12 protein-coding genes are annotated in these 12,829 nt (G+C 46.6%); 8 read left to right on the top strand and 4 right to left on the bottom strand.

Translation table 11 applies throughout. The annotated features are described in order from the left end of the window. Positions 1–96 precede the first annotated feature (96 nt). Positions 97–486: a hypothetical protein gene (locus tag NFR19_RS07015; RefSeq protein WP_251213077.1), complete on the bottom strand. Its 390-nt coding sequence runs from the start codon at positions 484–486 to the stop codon at positions 97–99. A 68-nt stretch (positions 487–554) separates the two neighbouring features. Between NFR19_RS07015 and radC the strand changes: the two genes are divergently transcribed. From radC to NFR19_RS06985, 6 genes are all read left to right on the top strand, one after another. Beyond that, a complete protein-coding gene (gene radC / locus NFR19_RS07010; RefSeq protein WP_349665521.1) occupies positions 555–1,193 on the top strand; it encodes a RadC family protein in 639 nt (212 codons plus the stop codon). A gap of 115 nt (positions 1,194–1,308) precedes the next feature. Further along, positions 1,309–1,887 (top strand): restriction endonuclease subunit S, encoded by a 579-nt coding sequence (locus NFR19_RS07005; RefSeq protein WP_251213075.1) that lies wholly within the window; start codon positions 1,309–1,311, stop codon positions 1,885–1,887. Further along, positions 1,880–5,080 carry a type I restriction endonuclease subunit R gene (locus tag NFR19_RS07000; RefSeq protein ID WP_251213074.1) on the top strand — a complete coding sequence of 1,067 codons (3,201 nt, stop codon included), beginning with the start codon at positions 1,880–1,882 and terminating at the stop codon, positions 5,078–5,080. Before NFR19_RS07005 ends, NFR19_RS07000 begins: the two co-directional genes overlap by 8 nt. A 42-nt stretch (positions 5,081–5,122) precedes the next feature. After that, positions 5,123–5,656 (top strand): NYN domain-containing protein, encoded by a 534-nt coding sequence (locus NFR19_RS06995; RefSeq protein WP_251213073.1) that lies wholly within the window; start codon positions 5,123–5,125, stop codon positions 5,654–5,656. Positions 5,657–5,795: 139 nt separating this feature from the next. Next, positions 5,796–7,016, top strand: a complete 1,221-nt coding sequence (locus NFR19_RS06990; RefSeq protein WP_251213072.1) for a restriction endonuclease subunit S — start codon at positions 5,796–5,798, stop codon at positions 7,014–7,016. Positions 7,017–7,031: 15 nt separating this feature from the next. After that, the gene (locus NFR19_RS06985) at positions 7,032–8,615 is read left to right on the top strand and encodes a type I restriction-modification system subunit M (RefSeq protein WP_251213071.1); all 1,584 of its coding nucleotides are present in this window, start codon (positions 7,032–7,034) and stop codon (positions 8,613–8,615) included. Here the strand turns inward: NFR19_RS06985 and NFR19_RS06980 are convergent. Continuing rightward, positions 8,595–9,203 (bottom strand): restriction endonuclease subunit S, encoded by a 609-nt coding sequence (locus NFR19_RS06980; protein ID WP_285813469.1) that lies wholly within the window; start codon positions 9,201–9,203, stop codon positions 8,595–8,597. The two genes, NFR19_RS06985 and NFR19_RS06980, sit on opposite strands and share 21 nt — an antisense overlap. Between NFR19_RS06980 and NFR19_RS06975 the strand changes: the two genes are divergently transcribed. Then, positions 9,168–9,713: a restriction endonuclease subunit S gene (locus tag NFR19_RS06975; protein WP_285813468.1), complete on the top strand. Its 546-nt coding sequence runs from the start codon at positions 9,168–9,170 to the stop codon at positions 9,711–9,713. The two genes, NFR19_RS06980 and NFR19_RS06975, sit on opposite strands and share 36 nt — an antisense overlap. Here NFR19_RS06975 and NFR19_RS06970 read toward each other — a convergent pair. Then, complete coding sequence (locus NFR19_RS06970; protein ID WP_251213068.1) at positions 9,706–10,632, bottom strand: site-specific integrase; 927 nt, start codon at positions 10,630–10,632, stop codon at positions 9,706–9,708. The two genes, NFR19_RS06975 and NFR19_RS06970, sit on opposite strands and share 8 nt — an antisense overlap. 181 nt (positions 10,633–10,813) lie before the next feature. On the opposite strand from NFR19_RS06970, the gene NFR19_RS06965 reads away from it, so the two are divergent. After that, a complete protein-coding gene (locus NFR19_RS06965) occupies positions 10,814–11,797 on the top strand; it encodes a restriction endonuclease (RefSeq protein ID WP_251213067.1) in 984 nt (327 codons plus the stop codon). Positions 11,798–12,229: 432 nt separating this feature from the next. Here the strand turns inward: NFR19_RS06965 and thpR are convergent, their stop codons facing one another. Beyond that, positions 12,230–12,775, bottom strand: coding sequence for an RNA 2',3'-cyclic phosphodiesterase (gene thpR / locus NFR19_RS06960; protein ID WP_251213066.1), 546 nt, complete (start codon positions 12,773–12,775; stop codon positions 12,230–12,232). Between the last annotated feature and the right edge of the window lie 54 nt (positions 12,776–12,829).

Raw genomic sequence — 12,829 nt, 5'->3', positions numbered from 1 at the left:
AATGCCCCTTGCGACTTGGAGCGCGAAGCGGCCTGAAGATTCTTAAATAATCGTCCAATTTATCTTGACCACTCCAAACCTAAAATCTCTATTAAATCACGGCTGTGAAATGCGACCCTCTTCGAGTGCAATAATGGCGTACTCAACTCGTTCGCGGGCTTCAGTTCGGCGGCGGAATGCTGTTGAGCGTCCTACTCCGAGCTCTGTCTGGATTGTTTCAATTGGGTTATTAAGCAGCCAGTCGTCTATTTGATTCTGGGTCATTTTGCTTATAGCGCTTTTAGTTGGGATAGTTTTTTTCTTGCGCCCTGCATTGCGTTTATGGGCTTCTCGATCGTATTCAAATATAAGCGCACCGCCAGATAGGGGGTTGGGCATCTTGACAGTGATGCCCATTATGCTCAGATCCTTTGCTAAAGATTCAAGGGATTGGATATCCGTATCGTTCAGGTTTTTTGCTAATGGAATAGCTATTTGAGTTTGCATTATGGAGCTCCTGATTCAGTTCTCGGGTAATTAATAGTATCATAATTAAATACGGTACTCATAAAACGATGCTTAGAAGCGGTGAGTGGAAAATGATGCCAAGGGAAAAACTGGCCAAATATGGTGCAAGCAACTTGAGCGATCTGGAGTTGTTGCGCTTATTGATTGGGAGTGGGAACAAGCAGGCATCGGCGCAGAGCATCTCGAAGCAGATTTTGAAGTTGCTGCGGGACAAAGGCAGCTCAGTTACCTATAGCGAACTAGTAAATATTAAGGGCATGGGTATCGCCAAAACAAGTGAAATCGTGGCGCTCTTTGAACTTGGCAAAAGGTATTTGATGCCAGCCGAAAACCCAGTTATTTCCGATACAGATGCAGCTGTCGAGCAGTTAAAAGACATTCGAGGCAAGAAGCAAGAGCACTTTGTGGTTCTAACGCTGGATGGGGCAAACAGGCTCATTAGCAACACGGTTATATTTCAAGGAACGTTGAATCAGAGCTTAGTTCATCCGAGAGAAATATTTGCGAAGGCTATCGAGGATCGAGCGGCAAGTATTGTTGTTGCCCATAATCACCCAAGTGGAAATGTAGAGCCATCGGATGAAGACGTGCAGATTACGGAGAAGCTTAGAGAGGCGGGGCAATTGCTTGGTGTTCCGGTTAATGAACATATCATCGTTACTAAGTATTCTCATTGGAGCATCTGATTCCCTATGAATTGCAAATTGTAATAATCAAAAATTACATATTGACAGGAATCTATAGAATGTCATACTGACATTGTGGCGGTGCGTATTATCGAAAGTTGAGGGGCTCAGTATTATGCTGCGATTGTCAGACATAGCCGAACTTAAAAGCGGAACTTCGCAGTATCGCACCGTGGAATCTTCCTCTGAAAATGATCCGATTTATTACTTCTACGGGCAGTCGGAAATGGAAAACGATTTGTCCGGAGTGGAAATCTGCAGCGAAAGCAGCAAGAGGATTAGAACTAAAGATAGAGTAATGACTTTGGAAGCCGGGGCTCTGGTCTATAGTCTTGCTTCTGGCAATGCCGCGATTGTTAGTCCTAAACATAGCGGATATCTTCTTACGCAGAACTATGTGAAGTTCATGCTCTCCCCTGGTGTTGACGCGCGCTATTTAGCGTATTTGCTCAACGAGAACGCTTTCATCCGGCGCCAACTGACAGGCGGTCTCCAGGGCTCCGCAACGCTCAAGTTCACGGTTAAGCAGCTTTCCGAACTTCAATTACCTGATTTGCCTTCTATTGAGCAGCAGCGGATTGTTGGGGCGTTGTATTTCAATCAACTGAAGCTTGCGGCACTGAAAAAACGTCTGGTTGATCTAGAAACAAAAAAGATGATGGGAAAACTCAAGGAGATAGTCAATCATGAATGAATCTCAGTTTGAAAATGAACTTATTCAATATCTTTGTAGCGGAACGATTGCTAACTCCTTTGAAACAGGAGAGCCCTCTCGGAATGTGGTAAAAGAGGGAGCCGTTGACTATGTGGCTAAAACAAAAAAGTGGAAATATGAGCCGGGTATTAAGACGACTGAGCAGCTTTGGGACAACTTCAAGAAGATTCTCGAACGACACAACCAAGATACTCTTGAGCACCCTCTCAGTGTTGTTGAGTTCAATCAGGTTAAGCAAGTGATTTCGGATCTGGAAACACCTTATAAAGCGGGGCAGTTTCTTTACGGCTTGAATGGCGTGTCTCAGATCGAAGTTGATCTCGACGACGGACGACATGTTTTTCTGACGGTGTTCGACCAAAAACAGATTGGCGCTGGCGACACGGTTTATCAGATAGTTAACCAGATCGAGCGTCCGGCGAAAATAGCAGGCAAGCAAAGTCGTCGCTTCGACACAACGCTTCTCATAAATGGACTTCCTATCATACAGCTTGAAGAGAAGTGCAACGCTCGCGATGTTGATGAGGCGCTCAATCAGATGCATCAATACATCGACGAAAACCAGTACAGAGATATTTTTTCCACGCTTCAGATTCTGGTGGCTATTACGCCCAACAACGTAAAATACATGGCGAATACAACAACGGAAAAATTCAATAAGGATTTTGCCTTCAACTGGCAACGCAAAAGCGACAACGGCATTGTGCGCAATTGGCGAGAGTTTGCGGACTCCATGCTTTCTATTCCTATGGCACATCAGATGGCGACGAATTACATGATTCTGGATGGCACAAAGAATAAAGAAAGCTTGAAGGTGATGAGGCCGTATCAGGTCTATGCTACTCAGAGTGTCATCAAAAAGCTGAAAGAAGTCGACTTCGAACTGGGTACAAACAAAGTTGGCTATGTGTGGCATACAACTGGATCAGGCAAGACTATTACCAGCTTTAAGACTGCGTGGCTAGCAAGTCGTATGCCCAAAATAGATAAAGTTGTATTTTTGGTTGACCGTATAGCGCTTACCAAGCAAACGAGTGAAAACTATCGCGCCTACGATCCCGATGCTTCAGACGAGCTTCCATCAAGCGTGCAAGACACGCAGAACACCAACGATCTAAGCCGCAAGCTTAAGTCAAAAGATAACAATATCATTGTTACTTCAGTACAAAAGCTCGACAAGCTGGTTAAGCGTAAGTCGTTCAAAGCACCTGAGAAGAACATCGTTTTTATCGTTGACGAAGCGCATCGCTCAACTGGCGGAGATTCATTTAAGGCAATTCAATCAGCGTTCAAGCACGCTGCATGGGTTGGGTATACCGGTACGCCTATGTTCGATGACGTTACGCAATCAGTGAGGACAGAGGATGTGTTTGGTGGGCTGCTTCACGCCTACACAATACGCGAAGCAATTGCCGATACGAATGTCTTAGGGTTTAAGGTTGATTTTGAAACCACCATTGACGAGACAGATATGAAAGAAAAATACCTGCCGAGTTTCTTTAGGCAGCAGTACCCTAACTGGTCGGACGAGCAGATTCAAAAGCGTATAGATAATATGACTGCCGACGATATGGACGATGCGGTGGAAGCCTCGTTTTACGACGAAAACAAGGAACATGTTGCATTGGTTGTAAAAGATATTTTTGACAACTGGCGGAATCGCTCTAACGATGGCAAGTACAACGCATTGCTTACAACTCATGTTGGTGGGGGCAAGGCAAGTACTCCTATGGCGATGATGTATTTCAGGGAGTTCCAGCGCGTGAATGCCGAATATGAAGCGATTGGAAAAAAGCCGCTCAAAGTGGCGGTTACATTTAGCCAAAACACGACCAATAACGACTATCAGCTGGAAACCAATCAGGGGCTCTACGAAGCTATTCAAGCCTATAACATGGAATTCCATACCAACTTTGGTATGGATGATGTTTCGGGTTACACCCAAGATGTTACAACGCGCTTGAATAGGACGGCTAGCGATAAGAATTATCTAGATATTGTTATTGTGGTAGACCAGTTACTCACTGGTTTTGATGCCCCCGAGTTGAATACGCTCTATGTTGACCGAACCCTTAAGGGTGCAAGCTTAATCCAGGCATATTCGCGTACAAACCGCATTGCGGACATGCAGGAAAAGCCGTGGGGCCGTGTGGTGAACTATCGTTGGCCAGCTCATAACGAGAAGCTTATGAACGAAGCGCTGGCTGTATATGCGAACAAGGATTCAGCAAACCTATCAGACGAAGAACAGAGTGCTAAAAATATCGAAGCTGGTATTACGGCACCAAAGTTCAGGGAAATGCTTCAGACGGTGCGAAGCAAGGTCGACAAACTGCGAGATTTGACCGACGACTTTACCCAGTTGCCTCCATCGGAGCGCCAGAAGGATTATATGCTCGATCTGCTGAGGGAATACAACAGCGGCATGGCGAAGCTGAAGCAATATGTCAAAGAAGATGGGGGAGAGGGCTTTGACTACGATAATCCCGATGCACTCATCGAAGCGCTTGGCATGACCTCGGAACAAGAAGAAATGCTGACGACCGTTTTAACCAACGAGCTTAAAGAGCATATCGCTAGCGAGAGGCGTATCCCGTTTTACCAGCTAGAGCTACGTATGACTCACGTTAAGGATGTCAAAGTCAATTATGATTATCTGACTGAACTGGTTGAAAAGCTGCTCAATCAGGTGCATGAGGATAAGACAGAGGAAGCCAAAGAAACGCAAGGCGAGATACGGCAGTTTGCTAATGGCCTCGAAGATCGTGCGTATGCCGCAAGAATTATCAAAGCTGCAGAGGCCATTGTAAAAAGACTTTACCCCACTGATGAAGCGAATCTCAAGTACCCGTTCAAACTTGAAGATTGCGAGGAAGTTATTCAGGGGGCAAATAGAGCCAGTTTGGATAAAACATTTGTGCATTTCCGCGTGAAATGGGGAATAACGGAAATTGTAAGCAACGCCCAGATGCGTGAAATGTTTGCGCGCCACCAATATAGTCAACAGGATCTTGATGATACGGGGCAGATCAAAGCAATTTTGGCAAAAGCAGCCGAAAGCTATAAAACCATTGCTGACGATGCTGAGGTGCAGGCGCTATCAAAAATCAAGTACAGAAACGGTCTACGTGAAGCAATCTATCAGCTGGCTGACGAGTTAGCTCTGTCTTAGAGGCGGACGAAGCGGCCGAGATCGCAGGACAAGGGAAAGACTATGGAACCTTTGAATAATCGAGCTTTTATTGATTCCCAGAATCTTCATCTGGCGACTACTACGGCAGCCGAACCGTGGAAAATCGATATGCGAAGGTTTCGAGTCTATTTAGAGGAAAAGTACCGCGTCGATCGGGCCTACTGCTTTTTTGGCGCTCGCGATGAGAGCCAACATAAAATGTATGAGGCATTTCGGCGATATGGCTATGATTTAGTATTCAGGGAGCATAGCAAAACGCTTAAGGGCAGGAAGAAAGGCAACGTCGATGTGGATATTGTCTTCGAGGTCATGAAGGAGCTGCTTGAGAAAGAGCCGTTTGGAAAGGTTGTTCTGGTGTCTGGCGATGGCGACTACAAGCGCATGGTGGACTACCTTGTAAAGATTGGACGCTTTGAGAAGATTCTTCTGCCGAATAGAGAGTTTGCCTCGTCTCTGTACAAAAAGCTGTCAAGCAAGTATTACGATTACTTAGATACTCCTGCAATGCGGGTTAAGTTTGGTTTGGAGGAGAAAACAAAGAAGCGGCAAGCTTAGGTATCTCTCCGTTCGCTAGCCGCTTCATGTTGAAACGTTTGTAGGGTAGCAAAGATTTACCTGATAGCGCAAGCGATTCAACAATATTCGTACTTTCTCGTTGCCAACTAAAGCCGGCTTTGCCCGAAAGGAATTATGTATGGATAACAACAAACCGAATGTGCCGAAGCTTCGTTTCCCTGGCTTCACTGAACCTTGGGAACGGCGTAAGTTAGGAGAATGCGGCACAACTTTTGGTGGCTTATCTGGAAAAACCAAGGAAGACTTTGGCCATGGAGAAGCCAGATTCGTACCTTACACTAATGTTTTCGATAACCCGATTGCTGATGCCGGCCGACTTGAAGCTATCGAAATTGATCCCAAACAGAACGCAGTGAAGTTTGGTGATGTGTTTTTTACCACATCATCTGAAACCCCGGAAGAAGTCGGTATGTCGTCGGTTTGGCTCTCTGAACAGCCGAATGTCTATTTGAATAGTTTTTGTTTCGGCTATCGGCAAGATGGAAGTTTCGACACGCACTATCTTGCATACATGCTTAGATCGCAAAGCATGAGGAACAGCATGACGTTACTGGCTCAAGGTATATCCCGCTTCAATATTTCCAAGAAAAAAGTAATGGAACTTGAAGTTTCTTGCCCGCAGCTTGAAGAGCAAACAAAGATAGGGACTTATTTCAGCAAACTTGATTCCCTTATCACCCTTCATCAGCGTAAGTTGGAACACTTGCAGAAATTAAAGAAGGGTCTTCTCCAAAAAATGTTTCCAAAAGACGGAGAGACGGTTCCAGAAATTCGTTTCCCGGGTTTTACTGACCCTTGGGAACAGCGTAAGTTGGGAGATTTGTTCTATGAGGCTACTGAGAGATCGTCTGAATTAGAGATTCTATCTGTAAGTATCTCCAATGGTGTTTATCCCGCTTCCGAATCGGAGCGAGACACTAATCCTGGCGCAAGCATTGTGAATTATAAAATCGTTTGCGTTGGGGATATTGTTTACAATAGCATGCGTATGTGGCAAGGCGCAGTTGATGCAAGCTCACACAATGGTATTGTTAGCCCAGCTTATGTGGTTGCAAAACCAAAATCACCTACATTCCCCCGTTTCTTTTCAAGGCTTTTAAAACGCCCTCAAATGCTTCACAAATTTCACTCGATTTCTCAGGGAAATTCGAAGGATACTTTGATGCTCAAGTTTGACCAATTTGCAAAGATCCCTGTTTGTTATCCGGCGAAAAAAGAAGAACAGAAAAGAATAGCGGCTTCATTTGACGAGATTGATTCCCTTATCACCCTTCATCAGCGTAAGGCTGAGCATTTACAACAATTGAAAAAAGGGCTGCTTCAGCAGATGTTTGTTTAGAGAGGAATGACCAAAATGAGCAACTTGCAAGAGATCTCTTCAAAGCTGTGGGCGATGGCCAATGAGCTTCGCGGCAATATGGATGCTGCTGAGTATAAAAACTATATTCTAGCTTTTATGTTCTACCGTTATTTGTCAGAGCATCAGCAAGATTATCTTGAGAGCGATGGCATCATCGATGTTGCTGACGGGCAAACGTTCAACGAGGCATATTTAGAGCAAGCAAATGGGGATGATCTCGATGAGTATCTGGAAGATATATCCTCGACTCTTGGTTATGCTATTGCTCCTCTCGACACATGGGCATCGCTGGTTCATAAGATTGACAACAGCATGGTCGTGCCGAGCGATTATCAAGCCATTTTTGACAACTTTAATAAGAATGCCCAGTTGAATAAAGATGCTGAGCGAGATTTCAGGGGTGTTTTTAACGACGTTAATTTGGGTGATTCGCGCCTGGGTTCGTCAACGAATGAGCGCGCTAAATCTCTTAGCCGCATCGTTAAGCTTGTTGATAGCATCGACTACAAAAGCGATGATGGCAAGGATATTCTTGGTGCAATATATGAGTATCTGATCAAGCAATTTGCTGCTTCGGCCGGAAAGAAGGGCGGCGAATTTTATACCCCCCATGAGGTGAGCGAGATTCTTTCAAAGATTGTTACCCTTGGCAAAGAGAAAACAAACGACTTCTTTGAAGTATACGATCCTGCCATGGGATCTGGCTCTCTTTTGCTGACCGTTGGACAAGAGCTGCCCGAAGGTCAGCCGGTAAAGTATTTTGGCCAGGAATTGAATACGACCACGTACAACCTTGCCCGCATGAACTTGATGATGCACGGCGTGCCGTTTAACAATATGACCTTGTCAAATGCCGATACGCTTGAGAGCGACTGGCCTTTTGGTAAAGATGCGAGAGGCATCGATAACCCGCATACGTCCTTTGATGCTGTGGTTGCTAATCCGCCCTACTCGGCCCACTGGGACAATAGCGAAACAAAGCTCAAGGATGAGCGTTTCGGCCCCTACGGAAAGCTGGCTCCAAAAACAAAAGCCGATTATGCCTTTATTCTGCATAGTTTGTATCATCTGGGAGAAAACGGCACAATGGCGATCGTTTTGCCTCATGGCGTTTTGTTCCGCGGTGCGGCGGAGGGTGTCATCAGGCAGAAGCTAATCGACAAAAACTACCTAGATGCAGTAATTGGCCTTCCTGCGAACATTTTTTACGGTACGGGCATTCCCACTACCATTTTGGTGTTTAAGAAAAACAAACAAACCAAAGACGTGCTTTTCATTGATGCTTCGCGCGAATTTGAGAAAGCAAAGAATCAAAATCGTCTCAAACCAGAGCATATTGAGAAGATTGTCGAAACCTATAAGAAACGTCAAGATGTTGACAAATATGCTCATGTTGCGTCGCGTGACGAAATCAAGGAAAACGATTACAACCTCAACATTCCACGATATGTAGATACTTTTGAGCCAGAAGAAGAGATTGACCTTGCTGAGGTGCAGAAGCTTATCGAGCAAGATGAGAAAGAGATTGCTGAACTTGAGAAAAACATAGCTGAACAGTTAAGGATTCTGGGTGTGTAACATGTTGTAATTTGAGCAATCAGCTAGCCTTTTTTGCTTACGCTGATGAAGGGTGATGAGGGAATCAATTTGATACAGGGTCCTGCCAATAAGCTGCTGCTCTTCTTGTTTTGGCAACGCCAGTTCAAAAGAAAGCACATCCGAATTGCTTATATTCTTCTGTGCCGCCCCTCGTCCTGCTGTTTCCATTGCAATTAAAAAGCGATCGCTACGAAGAGCCTGAAAGATGAATTCTTTATCCGTGTCACCAGCAATAGTAATTTTCCCAACCCGTTGATTTAAAACGGCCTTTTTGCTGGTCATCTTGGATACTCTACCGACATTTCCCGTAAGAGAAATAAGGATATCACCATGAGAGAGTAAGTACTCTGAGCAACTTTCACTGTTGATTCTGTTACCCACGGAATCATCGATTTCATATTCACCATTAACATTAGCGATTGTTATCACAAGATATTCACCTGATGGATCATACTCCTTAGAACTCCAAGCATTACCGCCAAAAATAGATGCCAATTCTCCCAACTTACGCTGTTCCCAAGTAATACAGATTTGCGATTTTCCATTCCTTCTGTTCAAAGTAAACATACTTGGGAACAGCGTAAGTTGGGAGATTTGTTCTATGAGGCTACTGAGAGATCGTCTGAATTAGAGATTCTATCTGTAAGTATCTCCAATGGTGTTTATCCCGCTTCCGAATCGGAGCGAGACACTAATCCTGGCGCAAGCATTGTGAATTATAAAATCGTTTGCGTTGGGGATATTGTTTACAATAGCATGCGTATGTGGCAAGGCGCAGTTGATGCAAGCTCACACAATGGTATTGTTAGCCCAGCTTATGTGGTTGCAAAACCAAAATCACCTACATTCCCCCGTTTCTTTTCAAGGCTTTTAAAACGCCCTCAAATGCTTCACAAATTTCACTCGATTTCTCAGGGAAATTCGAAGGATACTTTGATGCTCAAGTTTGACCAATTTGCAAAGATCCCTGTTTGTTATCCGGCGAAAAAAGAAGAACAGAAAAGAATAGCGGCTTCATTTGACGAGATTGATTCCCTTATCACCCTTCATCAGCGTAAGCATGTTTTTGTTAGATAAGGCTTGATAGCGATCTCATAACTAGGTCAACGTCTTTGTTTTCGAGTTCTTGGATGATGTGGAGATAGGTTTTCTGTGTTGTGTTGATGCTCGCATGACCTAATCTTCGAGCAACACTTGCAATTGATACGCCGGCAAAGAGCAGAAGCGATGCATGAGTATGGCGGAGGCCATGAACCGAAATAATCGGAACACCCGCCTTCACGCACCGTCGTTCGAGAATTGCATTTGCGGTGGAGTTATAAATCGGACCGCTGATAAAAATAGGGTCATCGGGTGGAAGTGCTTTCGTGAGCTCAGAGAACTGTATGATCATTTGCCAGTCCAGCTCGACCTTTCTCATAGAGGATCGGTTCTTTGTTGGAACAAACCCAGAACCCCCTTTGTAATCCCAAGTTTTGTTGACGGAGACTACCTGGTGAGCAAAATCAAAATCTCTTGGCGTAAGGGCTATTGCTTCTGAAAAGCGTAACCCCGTTTTAGCAATAAGGAGAATAAGCCAGTCCCAATTAAGCTCGGCACCCAGATTTAATTCGCCCAGTAATTTGTGTAACTCAAACTGATTGAGGTACTTGGGCTTTTTGCTCTTTGGGGGCTTGCCTTTGACAATTGCCTTACGTGTAGGGTCTCGGTCGATAAGACCTTCGTCCACCGCGTCGAGAATTGCGCCTTTCAGTTGGTGGTGAAAATCCATTGTTGTTTGACGTTCATGGTGCTCTGCGTAGTCGTTTAGAAGTTGCTGGTAAGCAACGCGCGTGAGCTCGCAGAGAGGCGTATGGGGTATGAGTTTCTGGAGCCAAGATTGAGTAAGGCGATATTTGTTCATGGTGACATCACGGATGGCGCCTTCCTTGTAAATAGCGATCCAGCGAGAATAGTAATCGCAAAACAAATCGGTTCGCTTAATATCGGTAAGCATGGGATCTCCTTTGTTCGGGGATGCTTACGCTGATGAACTATATTGGCAGCATTAAAAGTGGGTTCCTTTTCAAGGAGCGAGTTGAGTCAGTATATCAAGGCCGAATACGAATTCGGCGAAATAGGTTTATGCTAATGTTCAAGAGGGCACAGTTGCGATTTGATGATTGGCGGGATAGCTCATGGGTGCGTGGATGGTAAGGGCTGGGCGAAATGCACAGTATGCGGGGAAATGGTTGGACGATAATGCAGTATCTATCTACTGGGATATTGACGGGGCAGACCTCGTTGGTTTATCCAAGGAAGAAATCCGCGCTCGTTATGCTTCATGTCATTCCGATGCAAGTACTCAGGAAATTGCTACGGCGGTGGGGCAGATATGGCGCTTTGCTAACGACATTGTTGAGGGTGAGCGCGTTGTAATGTATGAGCCTGAGACGCGTCTTTACCATGTGGGTACTATTATCGGTGCATGCGAGCGCATCACAGATAGTGATGGCGACATTTCGTATCGACGAGCAGTGAGGTGGGAAAAGGAGTCTCCCCGTGACTCGCTAAAGAAAACATCGCGTAATTCGTTGGGGGCAATATCGACTATCTTCTCAATCGGAGATGAGGTATTTGCTGATTTAATGGGGGCATCTGATCGACCGACTGTACAAGAACTAGACGAAACCGAGCAAGATATCGATGCTGAAATTCGCTATGCAACTGCAGAAGATGGCATCGAGCGCATTAAAGATAGAGTTATGCATGTTGCTTGGGAGGATATGGAGCTGCTCGTTGCTGGTTTTTTGCGTATGCTTGGGTATAAAACATCAATGACGGGACGCGGGTCCGACGGCGGCCAGGATGTGATTGCTTCGCCAGATGGTTTGGGTTTGGAATCGCCACGCATTGTAGCTGAAGTTAAGCACCGCAAGGGCCAGATCGGAGCGCCGCTTATTCGGGCCTTTATCGGCGGTCTTAAGACTTCCGATAGTGGTCTATATGTAAGCACTGGTGGCTTTACTAAGGAGGCGCGTTATGAAGCAGATCGTGCCCCTATGCCTATTCGCTTGTTAGACCTCGATGGTTTTGTGCGTTTGTTTGTCAGCAATTACGAAGCAGCCGATGAAGAAACGCGCGCAATTTTGCCACTAGCTCGGATATATTGGCCTATGTAACACTGGCTATGTTTGGTGTGTGCTTGGACAAGAAGGGCACTCTCAATACATCTGTTCGTGAGGTTATTCGTTACCTAGGCCCCCATCGTGCTAAACACCAAAAGGAGCTCGAATCGAGCTCCTTTTTGAATTGGCGGGTTGCTTTTCGGCGGTTGTATTTGGTGTCGCCTTGGGGGCCGTGGGCGCAGGCGTGGCCGTTGTAGTGGGGCATTCTCGATAGCGTTGCTTCGGTGCTGGTTTGGTGCCAGACTGGGCCGGTTTTGGGTGCCTTTCGCTTCTTTGCCATGCTCGATCACCTCCTTTGCGTCTTCCGGCGCTCGACGATACCACAGCGTCTCCCGCGGGGGAACTGGCAGTAGGAGTATTCGACGGCATCATCGCAACCGCGGGCATTGCTCTAGCAGCAATATGGCGCTCTCGGAATCGAGGGCTTCAGTCGCGCGGGGTGAGCGATGCTGAGTAAAGAGGGTCGTAAGTTGCTCCGGTTTTGGCGAGGGTGCTTTTGTAGAGGGTTATCTGGCGCGTCGCAATGGGTTCGGGGAAGGGGATGGGTGGCAGCTCGGCGGCCGGGAAGCTTGCGTGGCGGCCGAGGGTCATGTGCGGCAGGAATGTCTTCCCGTCGAGGGCGAAGCCGCGTGCTTCGAGCTGGTCGCGCAGGCGCTCGACCAGCTCCATTAGGGCCGGCTCCTTCGCGAAGCCCATCCAGAGGGTCGCGTTCTTGGGGCGCCCGAAGGTGCCGAGGCCGTTGGCGCGCAGCTCGATGCTGGCACTGCCAATACAATCGGCGAGGGCGGCATCCATCGCGCTTTCCGCGTCGTCGAGCATGGCCTGCGGCACCTCGCCCAAGAACGCCAGCGTCATGTGGTAATTCTCGCGTGGGATGAACTGTCCCCGCGCCGTGCCCTGCAGGCACCGCGCAACCGCCGCGAGGTCGTCTCGCATTCGGTCGGGGATATCGAGGGCGATGAACGTGCGCATGGGTCTACGATAGCCCCGCCGGTTTCGCAGGAAGCGAAGCGAAGCCGGCGGATG

Origin of the sequence: Adlercreutzia murintestinalis (assembly GCF_943192905.1) — a bacterium.
GTDB classification, from domain to species: Bacteria; Actinomycetota; Coriobacteriia; order Coriobacteriales; family Eggerthellaceae; genus Adlercreutzia_A; species Adlercreutzia_A murintestinalis.
This window is presented reverse-complemented; position numbering and strand designations above follow the sequence as displayed.

What these genes read in the sequence shown, in the direction of transcription:
- NFR19_RS06990 (WP_251213072.1), top strand. Translation starts at nt 5,796, where the DNA reads ATGGATAACAACAAACCGAATGTGCCGAAGCTTCGTTTCCCTGGCTTC.
- NFR19_RS07005 (WP_251213075.1), top strand. Translation starts at nt 1,309, where the DNA reads ATGCTGCGATTGTCAGACATAGCCGAACTTAAAAGCGGAACTTCGCAG.
- NFR19_RS06980 (WP_285813469.1), bottom strand. Translation starts at nt 9,203, where the DNA reads ATGTTTACTTTGAACAGAAGGAATGGAAAATCGCAAATCTGTATTACT.
- NFR19_RS06970 (WP_251213068.1), bottom strand. Translation starts at nt 10,632, where the DNA reads ATGCTTACCGATATTAAGCGAACCGATTTGTTTTGCGATTACTATTCT.
- NFR19_RS07015 (WP_251213077.1), bottom strand. Translation starts at nt 486, where the DNA reads ATGCAAACTCAAATAGCTATTCCATTAGCAAAAAACCTGAACGATACG.
- NFR19_RS06985 (WP_251213071.1), top strand. Translation starts at nt 7,032, where the DNA reads ATGAGCAACTTGCAAGAGATCTCTTCAAAGCTGTGGGCGATGGCCAAT.
- NFR19_RS06995 (WP_251213073.1), top strand. Translation starts at nt 5,123, where the DNA reads ATGGAACCTTTGAATAATCGAGCTTTTATTGATTCCCAGAATCTTCAT.
- radC (WP_349665521.1), top strand. Translation starts at nt 555, where the DNA reads ATGCTTAGAAGCGGTGAGTGGAAAATGATGCCAAGGGAAAAACTGGCC.
- NFR19_RS07000 (WP_251213074.1), top strand. Translation starts at nt 1,880, where the DNA reads ATGAATGAATCTCAGTTTGAAAATGAACTTATTCAATATCTTTGTAGC.
- NFR19_RS06965 (WP_251213067.1), top strand. Translation starts at nt 10,814, where the DNA reads ATGGGTGCGTGGATGGTAAGGGCTGGGCGAAATGCACAGTATGCGGGG.
- thpR (WP_251213066.1), bottom strand. Translation starts at nt 12,775, where the DNA reads ATGCGCACGTTCATCGCCCTCGATATCCCCGACCGAATGCGAGACGAC.